The organism is Butyrivibrio sp. AE3006, assembly GCF_000424165.1.
Taxonomy (GTDB): domain Bacteria; phylum Bacillota; class Clostridia; order Lachnospirales; family Lachnospiraceae; genus Butyrivibrio.
Genome location: NZ_AUJJ01000001.1, coordinates 99,185 through 112,675, shown reverse-complemented (window position 1 = coordinate 112,675; position 13,491 = coordinate 99,185). Strand labels below are relative to the sequence as shown.

The window sequence follows — 13,491 nt, the reverse complement described above, 5'->3', positions numbered from 1 at the left end:
TTGCACCTCACATAAATGCAAGAAACAGTAACACGCCCATAAAAAGAAGTGAGATAGAATTAAGTATAATACCTAGATGCGGGAAGAATCTGAAAATATCTCGCTCCATTCTGGACATTATTCCCAGTACAAGCCCCACTATTGCATATATTATGCAGATTAGAACAGCCACCGCAGATTTCGCCTGGGCCTGACCTCCGTTTTTAAATGACAGCACCACCGCATAGATGATCGTCACAAGGGAAATCAGACCAAGGGCCGCGGAAAAGACGCCATTTTCCGGATGCTTTTTATCCGTGAAAACATAGCGATCCCTTCGCCTGACCGGCAACTTGATTCTAAACTTTTTCCTTTTCCTTGACTCCTCCATAAACATCATCAGCCAAACTTAACGTCAGCTGCTCCGTACTCCTTATAATACTCATCGATAGCCTTCTTGATATCCTTGGTAAGGATAACCTCTCCGTCTATCGGCTTGTTGTAGAGACACTCAACCACTTCCTGCATGGTAACGATTGCATTTGCCTCAAATCCATAGCGATCGCGGATCTCAGAAAGAGCGCTATTGTCAGAATCCTGTCCCTTCTCCTGACGGTTAAGTGAAACCATAAGGCCTACGATATCAACGTCGGCCTGCTCGCGGATAATCGGAACTGTCTCTTCGATGGACTTACCGGATGTAGTAACATCCTCGATGATAAGAACTCTGTCGCCATCACGCAGCTTGGTTCCAAGCAGGATTCCCTTATCGCCGTGGTCCTTTATTTCTTTTCTGTTAGAACAGTATCTGATCTCTCTTCCGTATAATTCGCTGATAGCCACACAGGTAACTACTGTCAGCGGTATTCCTTTATAAGCGGGTCCAAAAAGGACGTCAAACTCAAGACCATAGGTGTCATGAATTGCTCTTGCATAGTATTCACCCAGTTTTCTAAGCTGTGAGCCTGTAACATAGGCACCTGCATTCATGAAAAACGGGGATTTACGTCCGCTCTTAAGTGTAAATTCTCCAAACTTAAGAACATTGCTGTCCACCATAAAATTGATAAATTCTTCTTTGTAGCTTTCCATTTTTAACAAAACTCCTTTGAAAAATTTCTATATTATAAGCACACAAAATTATAACATAAATCAGCTGTATAAAATATTCGTACATTATCAGCCAAGTGCGCTGTTTATATCTTCCTTCATATCGAGAACCGCAAGTCTAGCTGCTTCGCCAAGAAGCTCCTTAGAAGGATCGCCGTACTTCTCATTTTTCCATGCTGCGATGATTCCTCTTGAGGAATTAACGATTGCACCAAGTCCGTCCTTATCAAAGAAATGAACAAGGTCTGAACCTTTTCCACCCTGTGCTCCGTAGCCGGGAACAAGGATGAAGGCGTGGGGCATAACATCTCTAAGTACCTTACCCATCTCAGGATATGTAGCACCTACAACAGCGCCTACATTACTGTAATCTCCGTCCATGGATTCCTGACCCCATTTTTCAACCAGAGCGCCTACCGTCTCATAGAGAGGCTTGCCGTCACATATCTTATCCTGGAACTCTCCGCTGCTGGGATTGGAAGTCTTAACAAGTACGAATATACCCTTATCGAACTCGTTACATACATTTATAAAAGGCTTTACACCGTCTGAACCAAGATAGGGATTAACCGTTGCAAAATCAGCATCAAAGCCCTTAACCAGAGTATCGCCAACTTTGGATGCTCCAAGATGTGCCAGGGCGTATGACTCAGATGTGGAACCGATATCGCCTCTTTTTACATCGGCAATTACGAGAAGGCCCTTTTCATGGCAATAATCGATGGTCTTCTGATAAGCCACAAGTCCCGGAAGTCCGTACTGCTCATACATCGCTACCTGGGGCTTCACTGCGGGAACAAGGTCATAGATATGATCCACTATTTCCTTATTGAATTCAAAGAAGCTCTCCGCTACAGCTTCCGCTGTGTTTCCATGCTCTGCCAAAGCCTTATCAAGGATCCTTTTCGGAATAAAATCTGTCTTGGGATCAAGGCCCACCACAATAGGTGCCTGCATCCTTTTAATGCCATCTGCAAGTCTTTTTATCATACGTGTTCTCCTCCAATATATTTAGTTAAAGTAAGCTGTACTCACGCATAGGGTCCGAAGAAAAATTCGTCTATTGCGCGAATAAGCTTTGCCTTAGGCATCGTTTTTAATAGATATTTCTCAGGTCTTAGTGATGCAACGGTTATAACACTTTCCTTATCACTCTTGGATGTAAGGAACATAACCGGAATGTCAGCCGTTTCACTGTTGGCCCTTATCTGCTTAAGGACCTCCGGGCCATCCATCTGTGGCATCATATAATCCAAAAGCACCAGATCCACCTTGTTGTTCTGAAGGAAGGTGAGGGCTATTTTGCCTGAGCTTGCCATATAAACCCTATACTTAACTGAGAGCCAGGTTCTTATCATTCTAAGCATGGTGCCGTCGTCGTCCACAACCAGAATCTTCTTTTTCTGATCCTCACCAAGTCTGCAGTTCTCAACCGCCATATCAAGATCGCCTGCAAGCATCTTGACATCAAGGGGTCTTAGGTAAGTCTCTGTAACCTTTATCTTGGACAATACCTTCTCTGCATAGGCAAGCTCATCGGTGTTACCGACTTCATATAAGAAGAAATGCTCCTTGTCTATGGCATCATCCAAAAATCTCAGTACAGAAAGACCATTCATTTCCGGATCAGAATAATCCAGGTCGCCAAGATATAAAACATAGAGCTGTGGCTTATCCTCTATATTATTGATCGCACCTGCTGAAAACTCGCACTGCACAACTTCATAGTCTTCGTTTTGTAAGCCTCTTGCTATGGCATTAACCATAAAGCTTTTAGGTGATCCAATAAGAAGTACTCTTTTATCCATACTCATATCCATACTCACACCTTCTTTTCTTACAAACATCTTTCTTACAATAGCTTTAACAGACCGTCTCTGTCAACAGCAGAGAGAAGTCTTTTGATCTCTTTGTAAGTATCCTTAAAATCATCAGGCATCCGATAGTCGTCCATCATGGAAACCACATCATCTGCACTGTCAAAATAGTTACCTTCGACGAATTCCCTAAGACTCTTTAATGCACCCTTAAGTTCATCAGGTTCGATGAGAGGCTTTTTGAGCTCTTCCTCATTATTGTCATCTGCTGTGTTAAGGGGCTTTAAGTATTCACTGTATGCCCTGTAATGCTCAAGCAGTTCAGGAGTGCGACTTGTTATCTCGTCGATATCTTTTTTATTTCCACACTGTTCAAGGTATGCAGCCAGGTTAGAAAGCTCCGTTGCTCCTATTACCCTTGCACTGCTCTTTAGTCCGTGAACATAGGTGGTGTAATTCTCATAATCCTCAAACTTCCATGCATCCTCGATGGATTTGGATTTAGATTCAATTGAAAGGACAAAGTCCGTAGCCACTTTCTTAAGAGCTGAAGGGCCACCGCAATTGGTGGATCCTGTTTCAAAATCAATCCCCTCAAGCTTGGTCATGATCTCGATAGCTTCCATATCCTCACTGCTGAATCCCTCCTCAACAATGATGTCTTCAAATCCGCCTTCTCCCGGTCTTATGATCAGCTCTTCAGGAAGATTTTTCATTATGGTATCTTCAAGTCTTGCGGAATCTACAGGTTTTGGCAGGTATCCGGCAAAACCTTCCTTTAGATACATCTCTCTGGCACCGCTTATTACGTTGGCGGTCAGAGCATAAACAGGAACATCCTTATTTATGTTCTCTTCCATTTCATTCATGGCATGAAGAGTTTCGATTCCGTCCATCTTGGGCATTCTGTGATCCATGAAAATAATATTGTACTTATTCGCACAGACCTTTTCCAAAGCCTCGTAGCCACTTTCAGCAAGATCCACCTTTACCTGGGTGGACTTAAGCAGTCCCTGGATAACCGTAAGATTGGCAAGGGTATCATCAACAACAAGTATTCTTGCATCAGGTGCATGGAAGCTCTCGTGGTAAGTAGCCTGCCCCATAAGTGTCTCCTCATAGGTGGCTGCAAAATCACCGATGGGATTCCAGTTAAGAACCTTCTGCTTTACACTGAAGGAAAACTCACTTCCCTGGCCATACTGGCTGCTGACAAGAAGTCTTGAATCCATAAGTGCCAGAAGCTTTTTGACGATATTCATTCCAAGGCCGGTACCCTCGATGGTCCTGTTTTTACTCTCCTCGATTCTCTCAAAGGGAGCAAAGAGTCTTTCCATATCCTCTTTTTTTATACCGATTCCTGTGTCCTTAACCCTGATTCTCAGGGATATTGTTTCATCATCAACCTTCCTGTGATCAACAGAAAAAGTGATGCTGCCTTCATTGGTATACTTTATGGCATTGGTCAGAAGATTCATTGCACACTGCTTTATTCTGATCTCATCACCCATAAGTATCAGCGGGAGCTCCGTTGAAATATTAGTTTTCAGCTCAAGATTTTTACCCTTCATCCTTACCTTGGTGGTATTTATAAGGTCATTTATCATGGAACTGAGGTCATACTCAACAGGAATGATCTCTGTCTTACCCGCTTCTATTCTGGAGAAATCCAAAATATCATTAACAAGCCCCAGCAGATGTTTGCCGGAATTATTAACATTTGACGCATACTTGGTGATCTCAGGATCCTTACTCTCCCTTAGAATCATCTCGTTAAAGCCCAGCATGGCGTTGATAGGCGTCCTTATCTCATGGGACATACTGGATAGGAAATTGGTTTTTGCCTCATTGGCCATCTGCTGCGCTCTCAGCTCGTCAGCCAAAGTCCTTTGTGCCTGGATCATTTTTACATACTGGACCATGGTCTCCGCCGTTTTTACGAAGGTCCGGTACATGTACTCAATCTCATCCCCGGTTGTAATGTTCAGATTTTGCAGTCTGTTTAGATTATCATCAAGCTTCGACGCCCCAAATTCATAAAAGGCTCCGACAGCATCCGCCACCCTCTGTATTGGCTGCGAGATTCTGCTTTGAGCAAACTGATTGGCAATTACACTCATGGGAATAATTACTATCAGAATCAGCATGATGAGCTTCGTATCAAAAATCAGCGTCTGCCCGGTAAAAACAAACACTCCGTAATTCAGGTTTCTGACCTTTTCTATATCACTTACGTGCTGCTCCAATATGATGGCATTGCTGACGCTGTTCCAGTCTATATCCTGAATAATAGCTGTGACCTCAGGACTCTCCGCACCATTGGCGGTTCTCTGCATACCGGGTATAAGAGTGTTGGCATAAACTGCAGCGCAGATACCAAGTACTATTGCCTGTATGGAAATGGTCATACTTACCGCACGGCTCAGCTTAGAGTTGCGAATATCCGCGATTTTTTTACTAAAGGGATCCACATCCGATCTATAGAAAACGCCACAGAAGAACAACCCCTTAACCTTATTAGGCGCAATGCCAAAAGTAATATATATGATAGCTACAGCAACGAAGGCTTCCGGAAACTCATTCAGGAAATAAAAAATACTTCTTGATGGCAGAAATTCCATAAATCCCCTGCCTGCCAATATTCCAAGTACGCCGCCCCATACGCTTCCATAGAGAGCCATATAAACAAACATCATAATGAGAGCCTTGCGCTTTTTGGCAAACATCCCTGCCATAGTGCAATAGTAGGTCACTGCTCCACCCACTATATAGATTGCCGTTGTAAAGGCAAGTTCTTGATTTACCATTGTTTTTGAAACGAAAAGAATCAGACATGAAATAATAGAAGGAATAACACCTTCAGTTGCAGACAGCACAATTATAGGTGAAAACTTGAAGAGATACACAGCAAAATACTGAAATGTCGTCATGTCATCGCCGCTATCAATATGGATATTGTTTTTAATCGTGATTACCGTACAGAGCGTCAGCATTATAAATAAAACAAAATGCCTTTTTATGCTCTCTTTTCTTGCCTCTGACATTCTCTTTATTTCCTCTTTGCTTTAACCCTCATCATACTTTTGTGAAAGACCGTTACCATGGCTCTTGGCATTGCAAAGGGCTGCATCTGCCTTTCTGTAAAGATCATGATATCCTCTTCCATGATCGGGATGAATTACATAACCGCAGGACACAGTAAATGGAATCAGATCGTTGTGGAACCTGACTTCAAAAACATTACCGCTGAATCTGTCTATTCGGTTTTTAAGATCACTCTCCTCCACATCTTCCACGAACACAAGGAACTCGTCCTGATCGATATGGCAGACTATTCCATCTCTTCCAAAAATTTCATCAAGCCTTGCGGCTATTCTCCTTAGGACCTCATCTCCCGCAAGATGTCCAAACCTGTCATTGATATCTCTGAATTCATCTACATCCATCATGATCATCGCTGCCTTACCCTTTTGACGTCTGTAGAGTCTGTTTCTGATAAGCGGAACCGCAGTATGCCTGTTATAGAGACCTGTAAGGGTGTCTCTTTCCGCCATCTGCGTTACCAGTTCCTTGGACTTTTTGTATTCATCTATATCGAAGGACAGGAAGTAAGCAACAAGCTTTCCATCTTCCTCCACTATCTCATAGGTGGTATGAGTCCATCTGGGTGCAACCTTTACATTGGCGATTCTGTGAAATTCAATATCATCGCTTGATATTCCGCTGTGATAAGCAAGAACAAGCCTGTCTCTGTTAAAGAATGTAGAGACATCACCTTTCTCTTCCTGGATAACTGTATCTCTTACAATCTCATCGATCATGTCTTCATAGGAATCTTCAGAACGATAGCGCTTATCGAGAATCTTCCTCTGCTTACTAAGATGCAGGTTTAAAAGCTTATCGTTTGTCAGATCAGCCACTATGAAAAATGAATACTTCTGGAACTGAGAATAGGAATTGTATTCCAAAAGCGCGGCAAAGCCTTTGGCTGCAAGCTTTGTGTACATCTCTGAATTGGACATATACAGTTCCTCTGCCAGACTTGCTTTTTGTTCTTCGAGAGTTTCAGTAGTATCTTCTTCCAGCAAAATCGCATTATCATCATTTAGAAGGTCCTGATATCTTGGTTCCGCAGAACTGTCTCCTAATGCCTTTTCGCCGTACTCATCAAGATAATCAACCACCTCTTCTTTACTCATGGGTCTTCCAAAGAAATACCCCTGCGCCTTTTCACATCCAACGCGCTTTAAAAAGTCCCAGGTTTCGAGGGTCTCAACGCCCTCAGCCAGAGTCTGTATGCCGATCTCTTCCGCCATGTTTATTATATTTTCCCAAATCGCAGTCTCTCTGGGTTTTGATGCGAAATCCTGAAGGAATTTCATATCGAATTTAAGGACATCAAATTCGTAGTCCTTAAGCAGATTGAATGAAGAATATCCGCTGCCAAAATCATCCATCCAGACCTGATATCCGCCTTGTCTGAATTTGTCCATGGTACCCTTAAGAATGCCGGATTCATCTTCAAGAGCGCTTTCCGTAATCTCGATATGAATAAGACTTTTGGGAATATCATTACTTGTAACCGCTTCATTAACTACGCGGTACATATCCCTTTGATGGAAATCCGCACGGGAAAAATTGACAGAAACAGGAAATGCTTTATATCCCTGCCCTGTAAACTCTTTAATATCCTCGCAGACCTGCCTTACCACAAAGGCATCAAGCTTGTAGATAAGATGTGCATCCTCCAGAATAGGAATGAACACACTGGGCATAAGAAATCCATGCTCAGGATCTATCCATCTTGCAAGAGCTTCAAAACCGCATATTTTACCGCTTAATACTCTTACGACGGGCTGATAGTACACCTTTATATAGCCTTTGAGTATCGCTTCATTTACGTTATGCATGATGTAGTTAGCGAGGTTTATTCTGTTGCCTATCTCTTTGTCATAGACGCGAACGATGACATCATAGCTGTTTTTAATGCTGGCACAAGCCATCCTTGCCTTGTCGCATGCCATACTTATATCAGAGTCGTCGTATTCAAGCTCGTAGACTCCGGCCTTCATCTGTACGTCTGCATCGGGATTGTAGCCCTTGACTCTTCTGTAGACATCATTAATTCTGGCCTCTATGGAGTTAGCATAGGCCAGTACAACGAAATGATCATCTGAAAATCTTGCAACCAAAAGCTCCTGAAAAATCTTCTTGATGCTTTTTGACATATTCTGTAAAAAGCGATCTCCTGCCTCAAAACCGAATTTGGCATTGTAGGCTTTAAAATTTTCCACATCAAAATAGATGATAACCAGATCCTTCTTCCTAAGCTCCGGATCGTCTATCATTTTCTGCGCTTTTGCCCTGAATGAATACAGATTTGACAGTCCTGTCAATTGATCTATTTCTTCGTTTCTAAGCATATTCCCCTCAATTTGCAGATACTAACGTAGGTGCATAATAAGTGTTGTGATAATTGATTATCACAGGCGCTTCCCTGAATTTCTCATCTCCCACGTAGCACCTGTCCTTCTCTTCGTCTAAGGCAAAAGTTCTGCCTTCTTTATCGTTTTTATTGATATTATCTATAGCCTCTGACAGCGTTTCATTAACGCCACATAAATAAATATTCATCGAAATTCCCCTTATTATCTGTAATTGTATAATACTATAAAAATCGCAGCGCATATAACCCTTGTGAATGATTTAATTGTTTTTTAAGACTCTTTAACTAATACTTTACAATATTTTCAAAATGCTCTAAATTAGTAAGGTCGCATGCAGAAAACAGGTCATATTTTAGCGTTCTGTTTTTGCAATGAATATAGATATGAAAGAAGGTTCAGTATGGCTTTGTTAGATAGATTCACTAAGGATCCTTTATTTAAAAAGAAACTTGCGGTTATGTCGATTGGAGTTTTTCTCATGGGATTTTTCCTCTCATTCCTTATAAAGGTTGATCTTGGAACTGACCCCTGTACATTCATGAACGTAACCCTTTCAAACAGACTTGGCATCGGTCTTGGAACATGGCAGCTTGGACTTAATCTGGTTCTTTTCATTCTTGTAATCCTGTATGCAAGGAACCTTATAGGTCCCGGAACTGTAGCAAACATGGTTTTCATCGGATATATAGCTCAGTTCTTTGGATGGCTTTGGAAACAGATAATACCTGAGTATATTTTTACCACATGGCCCTACAGAGCAATCGTATTTGCACTTGCTCTTTTGTGTTTTGTAATCGCAGCGTCTTTCTACATGAATGCCGATATGGGAGTTGCACCTTATGATGCTCTTCCTGTTATTATCAGTGAAAGATTGCTAAAAAAAATCCCATTCAAATTTGTTCGAATGGGATTTGATGGATCTGTTACATTGATCGCTATTTTATTCGGTGGCAAGATCAGAATCGCCACTGTCCTGATGGTCTTCCTCCTCGGACCCACCATCACTATCGTCGGCAAGTTCCTCGGGAAGCACGTCTTCAAGTTCGGAACTGTCTGAAGCGGATTCTTCGTTTTGTACATCCTCTGCTTCTGAAGCAGATTCTACATCGGCAGCTGTCTCCTCTGGCACTTCAGTCTCTACTGATTCGTTAGTGGTTTCGGCTGCTTCTTTATTTTCTGCAGTCTCCTCAGCAGGTCCTTCATCTTTCTTAGTCTCATCCTCTGTTTTTTCCATAAGGTCCTCAGATTTGATAAGTCTGATGTCGTCTGCTGTAGGTGACTCGATCTCTGCAATTCTTCTGGCCTGATTGGTTACGATCTCCTCGAAGAGATTTCGCACTTCTCTAGCGTTTGCGAAGTTCTCAGTTCTCTCAAGCTTCCTTGCTGTGATCATCTCGCGGATATGCTTAGCTGTATCCTCTTCCACTTCGTACTCGTACTTTTTGCAGTTCATGTTGAAGATAGCTTCAAGCTCATCGATTGAATAATCCGGGAATTCAATGTACTTATTGAATCTGGACTTTAAGCCGGGATTGCTGTTGATGAACTTCTCCATGGGCTCTGTGTAGCCGGCAACGATTACAACGAGATCATCTCTGTGATCCTCCATTGCTTTAAGGATCGTATCAATTGCTTCCTGACCGAAAGCGTCATTCTCCTGAGAAAGTGAATAAGCTTCGTCTATGAAAAGAACGCCGCCGAGAGCTTCGTTGATTTTTTCCTGAGTCTTAAGAGCTGTCTGTCCAACGTAGCCTGCAACAAGTCCTGATCTGTCAACCTCAACAAGCTGTCCCTTGGAAAGAACGCCTATCTGCTTGTAGATTCTGGAAATGATTCTTGCTACTGTGGTCTTACCTGTTCCGGGATTACCTGTAAATACAAGGTGAAGTGAAACAGGAACAGCCTTCATACCTTCGTCTTTACGAAGCTTTTGAACCTTGGCAAAATCTGTAAGTTCCTTAACATCATGTTTGATAGAGGCAAGACCGATAAGAGCATTTAAATCATCCATGGGATCTGTCTCAGGCTCCTGGGGCTTTGGCTCTACGGGAGCTGAAGTTGCCATCTGCATCTGTGGTGCGCCGGACTGAGGAGTCTGGTCGTTCTGGGGTGTTAAAGCTCCTGTGTCATTCCCTTCAGTAATGTTCTTAGCAAAATGCGTTGAGTTAAACAGTGCTCTTGCTTCTCTTAAGGCTTCATCAGCATCCTGATAATGTTTTTTCTCCCCTGAAAGTATATCCGGATTTTTATCCGGTGCTGACTTACCTTCATCACCAAAGGATAATTCCGGTCCGTTAACACCGGAGCTGTCCTTCTCATTTTTAAAGTCCTTCTCTACGCGCTCTTTAATCTCCTTTTCTTTATTTGGATCATCAAATACGGGAGGCTTACCATCTCCGCCTGACCCCGGTCCAAAAAAGTCGTTATAAATGTTCCCCAACAAATCCTGATTCATGTAATTCCCCTTTAACCTTTAATATAGCCTCAGGCACCGATGTACCTGAGGCTTAGATTTTCATATTAACTTTTTCACATACTGTGCTTTTTATGACTTATCTGCTATGCCCGGTTTTATTAGTCGTACCAGTAGGATACGTCGCAGCACTCACGTCCGCCTGTCTTTACACCATAGCCGGGAGCTGATGATGTGTACTGCCAAAGGAGCTTTCCTCCGCCATATGTACAGGTTGAACCATACTGTGCAACCCATACATTATAAGGAAGGCTGCCCATGTCTACGCGGTTATTAAGCCACCATGTGGAACCGTATACACCTGCCTCAAGGCCTCTTCCCTGGAGCTGTGAGCAAGCACCGCCAACTGCTGCAGTTCTTGCACCCTGTGACAATCCATCACTTCGTCCGTTGTGCTCGCCGTTACAATACTCGGTATCGATAAATACAGGGAAGCAGAGATTCATTCCGCCTACTCTGTTAGCGATCCAATCAGCCTCTTCACGTCCCTCAGCTTCTGAAACAGCTGTGGTAAAGAAGTATACTGCGTAAGGAATTCCGTACTGCTGTGCGTTGTAAACATTGCTTGCGAAGCTGCTATCCTGAACGATGCTGCCTGAGCCGTAGCCTCTGTATCCGATACGGATGATTACAGCATCTGCATTCTCTCTGAGCTTCTCCCAATCTGAAACAACGTTATGACTGGAAATATCTACTACCTTACCTGTGTTGTAGGTAGGTCTTCCGCCTGTTGTTCCGCCTTCGCCATCACCACCAAATCCTCTGCTGGGATTCTTGGGATCAATGACTTTTATCTTACAGTTGGCTGATTTTTTATTGGAACCTGCACTGCATGTAATATACGCAAGTCCATAGCCTACAATTTTAACCTTACCATACTCATCAACCTTGGCCACATTGGTATTAGAAGACTTCCAGCAAACCGGAACATCACCGGTCTTCTTGGAGGTGTACTTGATCGTAGCCTTAAGAGTGAAGGTCTTACCTGTCTTCTTGAAATTCTTCTCTGTCTTATTAAGCTTGATGCTCTTAACCTTTACATGCTTAACAACGTTGAGGTGAAGAATGAACTGTTCTTTATCTGATTTGTTGGTGATTGTGATATCACACTTACCTGTCTTAAGAGTGGTTACCTTACCATTCTTATCAACCTTGGCAATCTTCTTATTAGAAGATTTGTACTTGAAGTTCTTGCTGTTCTTTTTTGTGTTAACAAGCTTGCCATATCTGGTTGTGGAAATGACGAACTGCATTCCATTCATAACCTTAATGGTCTCATTCTGTATCTCCGGCTGCTCTACATCTGTAGAAGCTGCGCCTGTTCCATTAGTAGGATCCGCAAATCCTGTCTGAGCTGATGCACCGCTTGATGCTGCTCCAGATGCGTCAGGTGTAGTCGCCGATGATGAAGCATCCGATGTAGGCAGAACTGCATTCTTCTCAAATGTAATGGTCTTAACATAGAGATCTTTATAAGTCAGCTTGGTCGCTGCGCTCGCACTTACTCCCGGTACTGATGTGAAAATAAGTGATGCAGCCATAATGCCAGCTACTATTCTTTTCTTAAAAATCATGAAATTACCCCCGAATCAATAACAAAACTTTAATGCATTTTATATTGTATCACAAAGCGTGCATAAATGGGCTGCTTTTCGTACTTTCTTTCGAAAGATTTTAGAATTTGTCTTGCTTGGAAGGATAAAAAATCCCACACTCCCGTTGTGGAAAGGGATTCCTCATGATCATTTTGTCTACAGAATAGAATATCTACTAAGATGAAAAACCACAATGAGATTCCTTCCTTGCAGCTAAAAAAATCTCGCCGCGGTGATTTGAGATGTTTTCAAGGCATTTTCGCCGTGCGGATTATCGTAATTTAGTTTTGTTTTAAACGATAAACGAGAACCGCGCGGCGATTTCCACTGCTTTCAGGCCTATTTCACCGCGTTAGCCCTCTGTAAACCATCTTCTCGTATGAGATTTGACCGAGATTCAAGTTATCGAAAGCTGCGCTGCGCCTATTTTCAAGCCATGTCGATGTAAACAATATATCCAATTTCATCGAAACACCCATTTTCGAATCATGTCGATGTAATTTGAACCTTCTCGTCGCCTTACATTACATCGCATAGCCTGTCCTGAAGCTCCTCCGATGTAATCATGTTATTAAATTACATCGTATCATCCATCCAACAGCTCCTCCGATGTAATTCAGCCTTTCAAATTTCTTCAATTACATCGCGTAGCCCATAATCAAGCTACTTCGATGTAATCCAAGATTTCAATTACCGCGATGCATCCAAATAATAGCTTCTGCGATGTAATCCCGCCTTTAGCACTCTTAGCAGCGCACTTATTTAAAGGCCTCCACTGTAATTTCGGAGCGGAACCGTTGTCAAGGAAACCGTGAAATACCACAGCGCCTCCGAGCAGTGATGCGCCGCAGAAGTCCTCAGCATTCCTAGCATTCCATGTTCTATTGAACTACTCGCGCGAGGATATGCCGCGAAAGTTCCTTGGCATAAGGTTCTCGGATTATCCTAACCCCCAGGTCAGCAAGCATGCTTGCTGGCCTGCCTTCCGGCGAGGACGGGTGTGGGCAGAGCCCGCGATATGAGTCAAAGAAATAGTCACTTGCCTGTTCTTATGACAATCCCCAATACCC

General features: G+C 42.8%; 10 protein-coding genes. 1 reads left to right on the top strand and 9 read right to left on the bottom strand.

Annotated features, from left to right (window positions below):
* Positions 1-7: 7 nt before the first annotated feature.
* The 7 genes from G603_RS0100435 to G603_RS0100405 all read right to left on the bottom strand — a co-directional run bounded on the left by G603_RS0100435 (position 8) and on the right by G603_RS0100405 (position 8,540).
* On the bottom strand, positions 8-370 hold the full coding sequence (locus G603_RS0100435; protein WP_026668960.1) for a DUF6142 family protein: 363 nt from the start codon (positions 368-370) through the stop codon (positions 8-10).
* 8 nt (positions 371-378) lie between these two features.
* Positions 379-1,071 carry an orotate phosphoribosyltransferase gene (gene pyrE / locus G603_RS0100430; protein ID WP_026668959.1) on the bottom strand — a complete coding sequence of 231 codons (693 nt, stop codon included), beginning with the start codon at positions 1,069-1,071 and terminating at the stop codon, positions 379-381.
* Between the two features lie 87 nt (positions 1,072-1,158).
* A complete protein-coding gene (gene pyrF, locus G603_RS0100425) occupies positions 1,159-2,079 on the bottom strand; it encodes an orotidine-5'-phosphate decarboxylase (RefSeq protein ID WP_026668958.1) in 921 nt (306 codons plus the stop codon).
* A 41-nt stretch (positions 2,080-2,120) separates the two neighbouring features.
* Positions 2,121-2,909, bottom strand: coding sequence for a response regulator (locus tag G603_RS0100420; protein WP_242829669.1), 789 nt, complete (start codon positions 2,907-2,909; stop codon positions 2,121-2,123).
* A gap of 32 nt (positions 2,910-2,941) precedes the next feature.
* On the bottom strand, positions 2,942-5,950 hold the full coding sequence (locus G603_RS21145) for an ATP-binding protein (protein ID WP_051207296.1): 3,009 nt from the start codon (positions 5,948-5,950) through the stop codon (positions 2,942-2,944).
* Positions 5,951-5,971: 21 nt separating this feature from the next.
* The gene (locus G603_RS21140) at positions 5,972-8,329 is read right to left on the bottom strand and encodes a sensor domain-containing diguanylate cyclase (protein WP_051207294.1); all 2,358 of its coding nucleotides are present in this window, start codon (positions 8,327-8,329) and stop codon (positions 5,972-5,974) included.
* A gap of 7 nt (positions 8,330-8,336) precedes the next feature.
* Positions 8,337-8,540 carry a hypothetical protein gene (locus G603_RS0100405; protein WP_026525601.1) on the bottom strand — a complete coding sequence of 68 codons (204 nt, stop codon included), beginning with the start codon at positions 8,538-8,540 and terminating at the stop codon, positions 8,337-8,339.
* Positions 8,541-8,753: 213 nt separating this feature from the next.
* Between G603_RS0100405 and G603_RS22175 the strand changes: the two genes are divergently transcribed.
* Entirely contained in the window at positions 8,754-9,410 is a 657-nt protein-coding gene (locus tag G603_RS22175; RefSeq protein ID WP_026525602.1) for a YczE/YyaS/YitT family protein, read from the top strand.
* On the opposite strand, the gene G603_RS21135 is transcribed toward G603_RS22175, so the two are convergent.
* Both G603_RS21135 and G603_RS0100395 read right to left on the bottom strand, forming a co-directional pair.
* Positions 9,294-10,808 carry an AAA family ATPase gene (locus tag G603_RS21135; RefSeq protein WP_081669765.1) on the bottom strand — a complete coding sequence of 505 codons (1,515 nt, stop codon included), beginning with the start codon at positions 10,806-10,808 and terminating at the stop codon, positions 9,294-9,296. The genes G603_RS22175 and G603_RS21135 overlap by 117 nt on opposite strands.
* A gap of 119 nt (positions 10,809-10,927) precedes the next feature.
* Positions 10,928-12,400: a GH25 family lysozyme gene (locus G603_RS0100395; RefSeq protein ID WP_026668957.1), complete on the bottom strand. Its 1,473-nt coding sequence runs from the start codon at positions 12,398-12,400 to the stop codon at positions 10,928-10,930.
* Positions 12,401-13,491 lie beyond the last annotated feature (1,091 nt).

Excerpts from the sequence above, each read along its gene's own strand:
- G603_RS0100435 (WP_026668960.1), bottom strand. The coding sequence starts at position 370 with ATGGAGGAGTCAAGGAAAAGGAAAAAGTTTAGAATCAAGTTGCCGGTC.
- pyrE (WP_026668959.1), bottom strand. The coding sequence starts at position 1,071 with ATGGAAAGCTACAAAGAAGAATTTATCAATTTTATGGTGGACAGCAAT.
- pyrF (WP_026668958.1), bottom strand. The coding sequence starts at position 2,079 with ATGATAAAAAGACTTGCAGATGGCATTAAAAGGATGCAGGCACCTATT.
- G603_RS0100420 (WP_242829669.1), bottom strand. The coding sequence starts at position 2,909 with ATGGATATGAGTATGGATAAAAGAGTACTTCTTATTGGATCACCTAAA.
- G603_RS21145 (WP_051207296.1), bottom strand. The coding sequence starts at position 5,950 with ATGTCAGAGGCAAGAAAAGAGAGCATAAAAAGGCATTTTGTTTTATTT.
- G603_RS21140 (WP_051207294.1), bottom strand. The coding sequence starts at position 8,329 with ATGCTTAGAAACGAAGAAATAGATCAATTGACAGGACTGTCAAATCTG.
- G603_RS0100405 (WP_026525601.1), bottom strand. The coding sequence starts at position 8,540 with ATGAATATTTATTTATGTGGCGTTAATGAAACGCTGTCAGAGGCTATA.
- G603_RS22175 (WP_026525602.1), top strand. The coding sequence starts at position 8,754 with ATGGCTTTGTTAGATAGATTCACTAAGGATCCTTTATTTAAAAAGAAA.
- G603_RS21135 (WP_081669765.1), bottom strand. The coding sequence starts at position 10,808 with ATGAATCAGGATTTGTTGGGGAACATTTATAACGACTTTTTTGGACCG.
- G603_RS0100395 (WP_026668957.1), bottom strand. The coding sequence starts at position 12,400 with ATGATTTTTAAGAAAAGAATAGTAGCTGGCATTATGGCTGCATCACTT.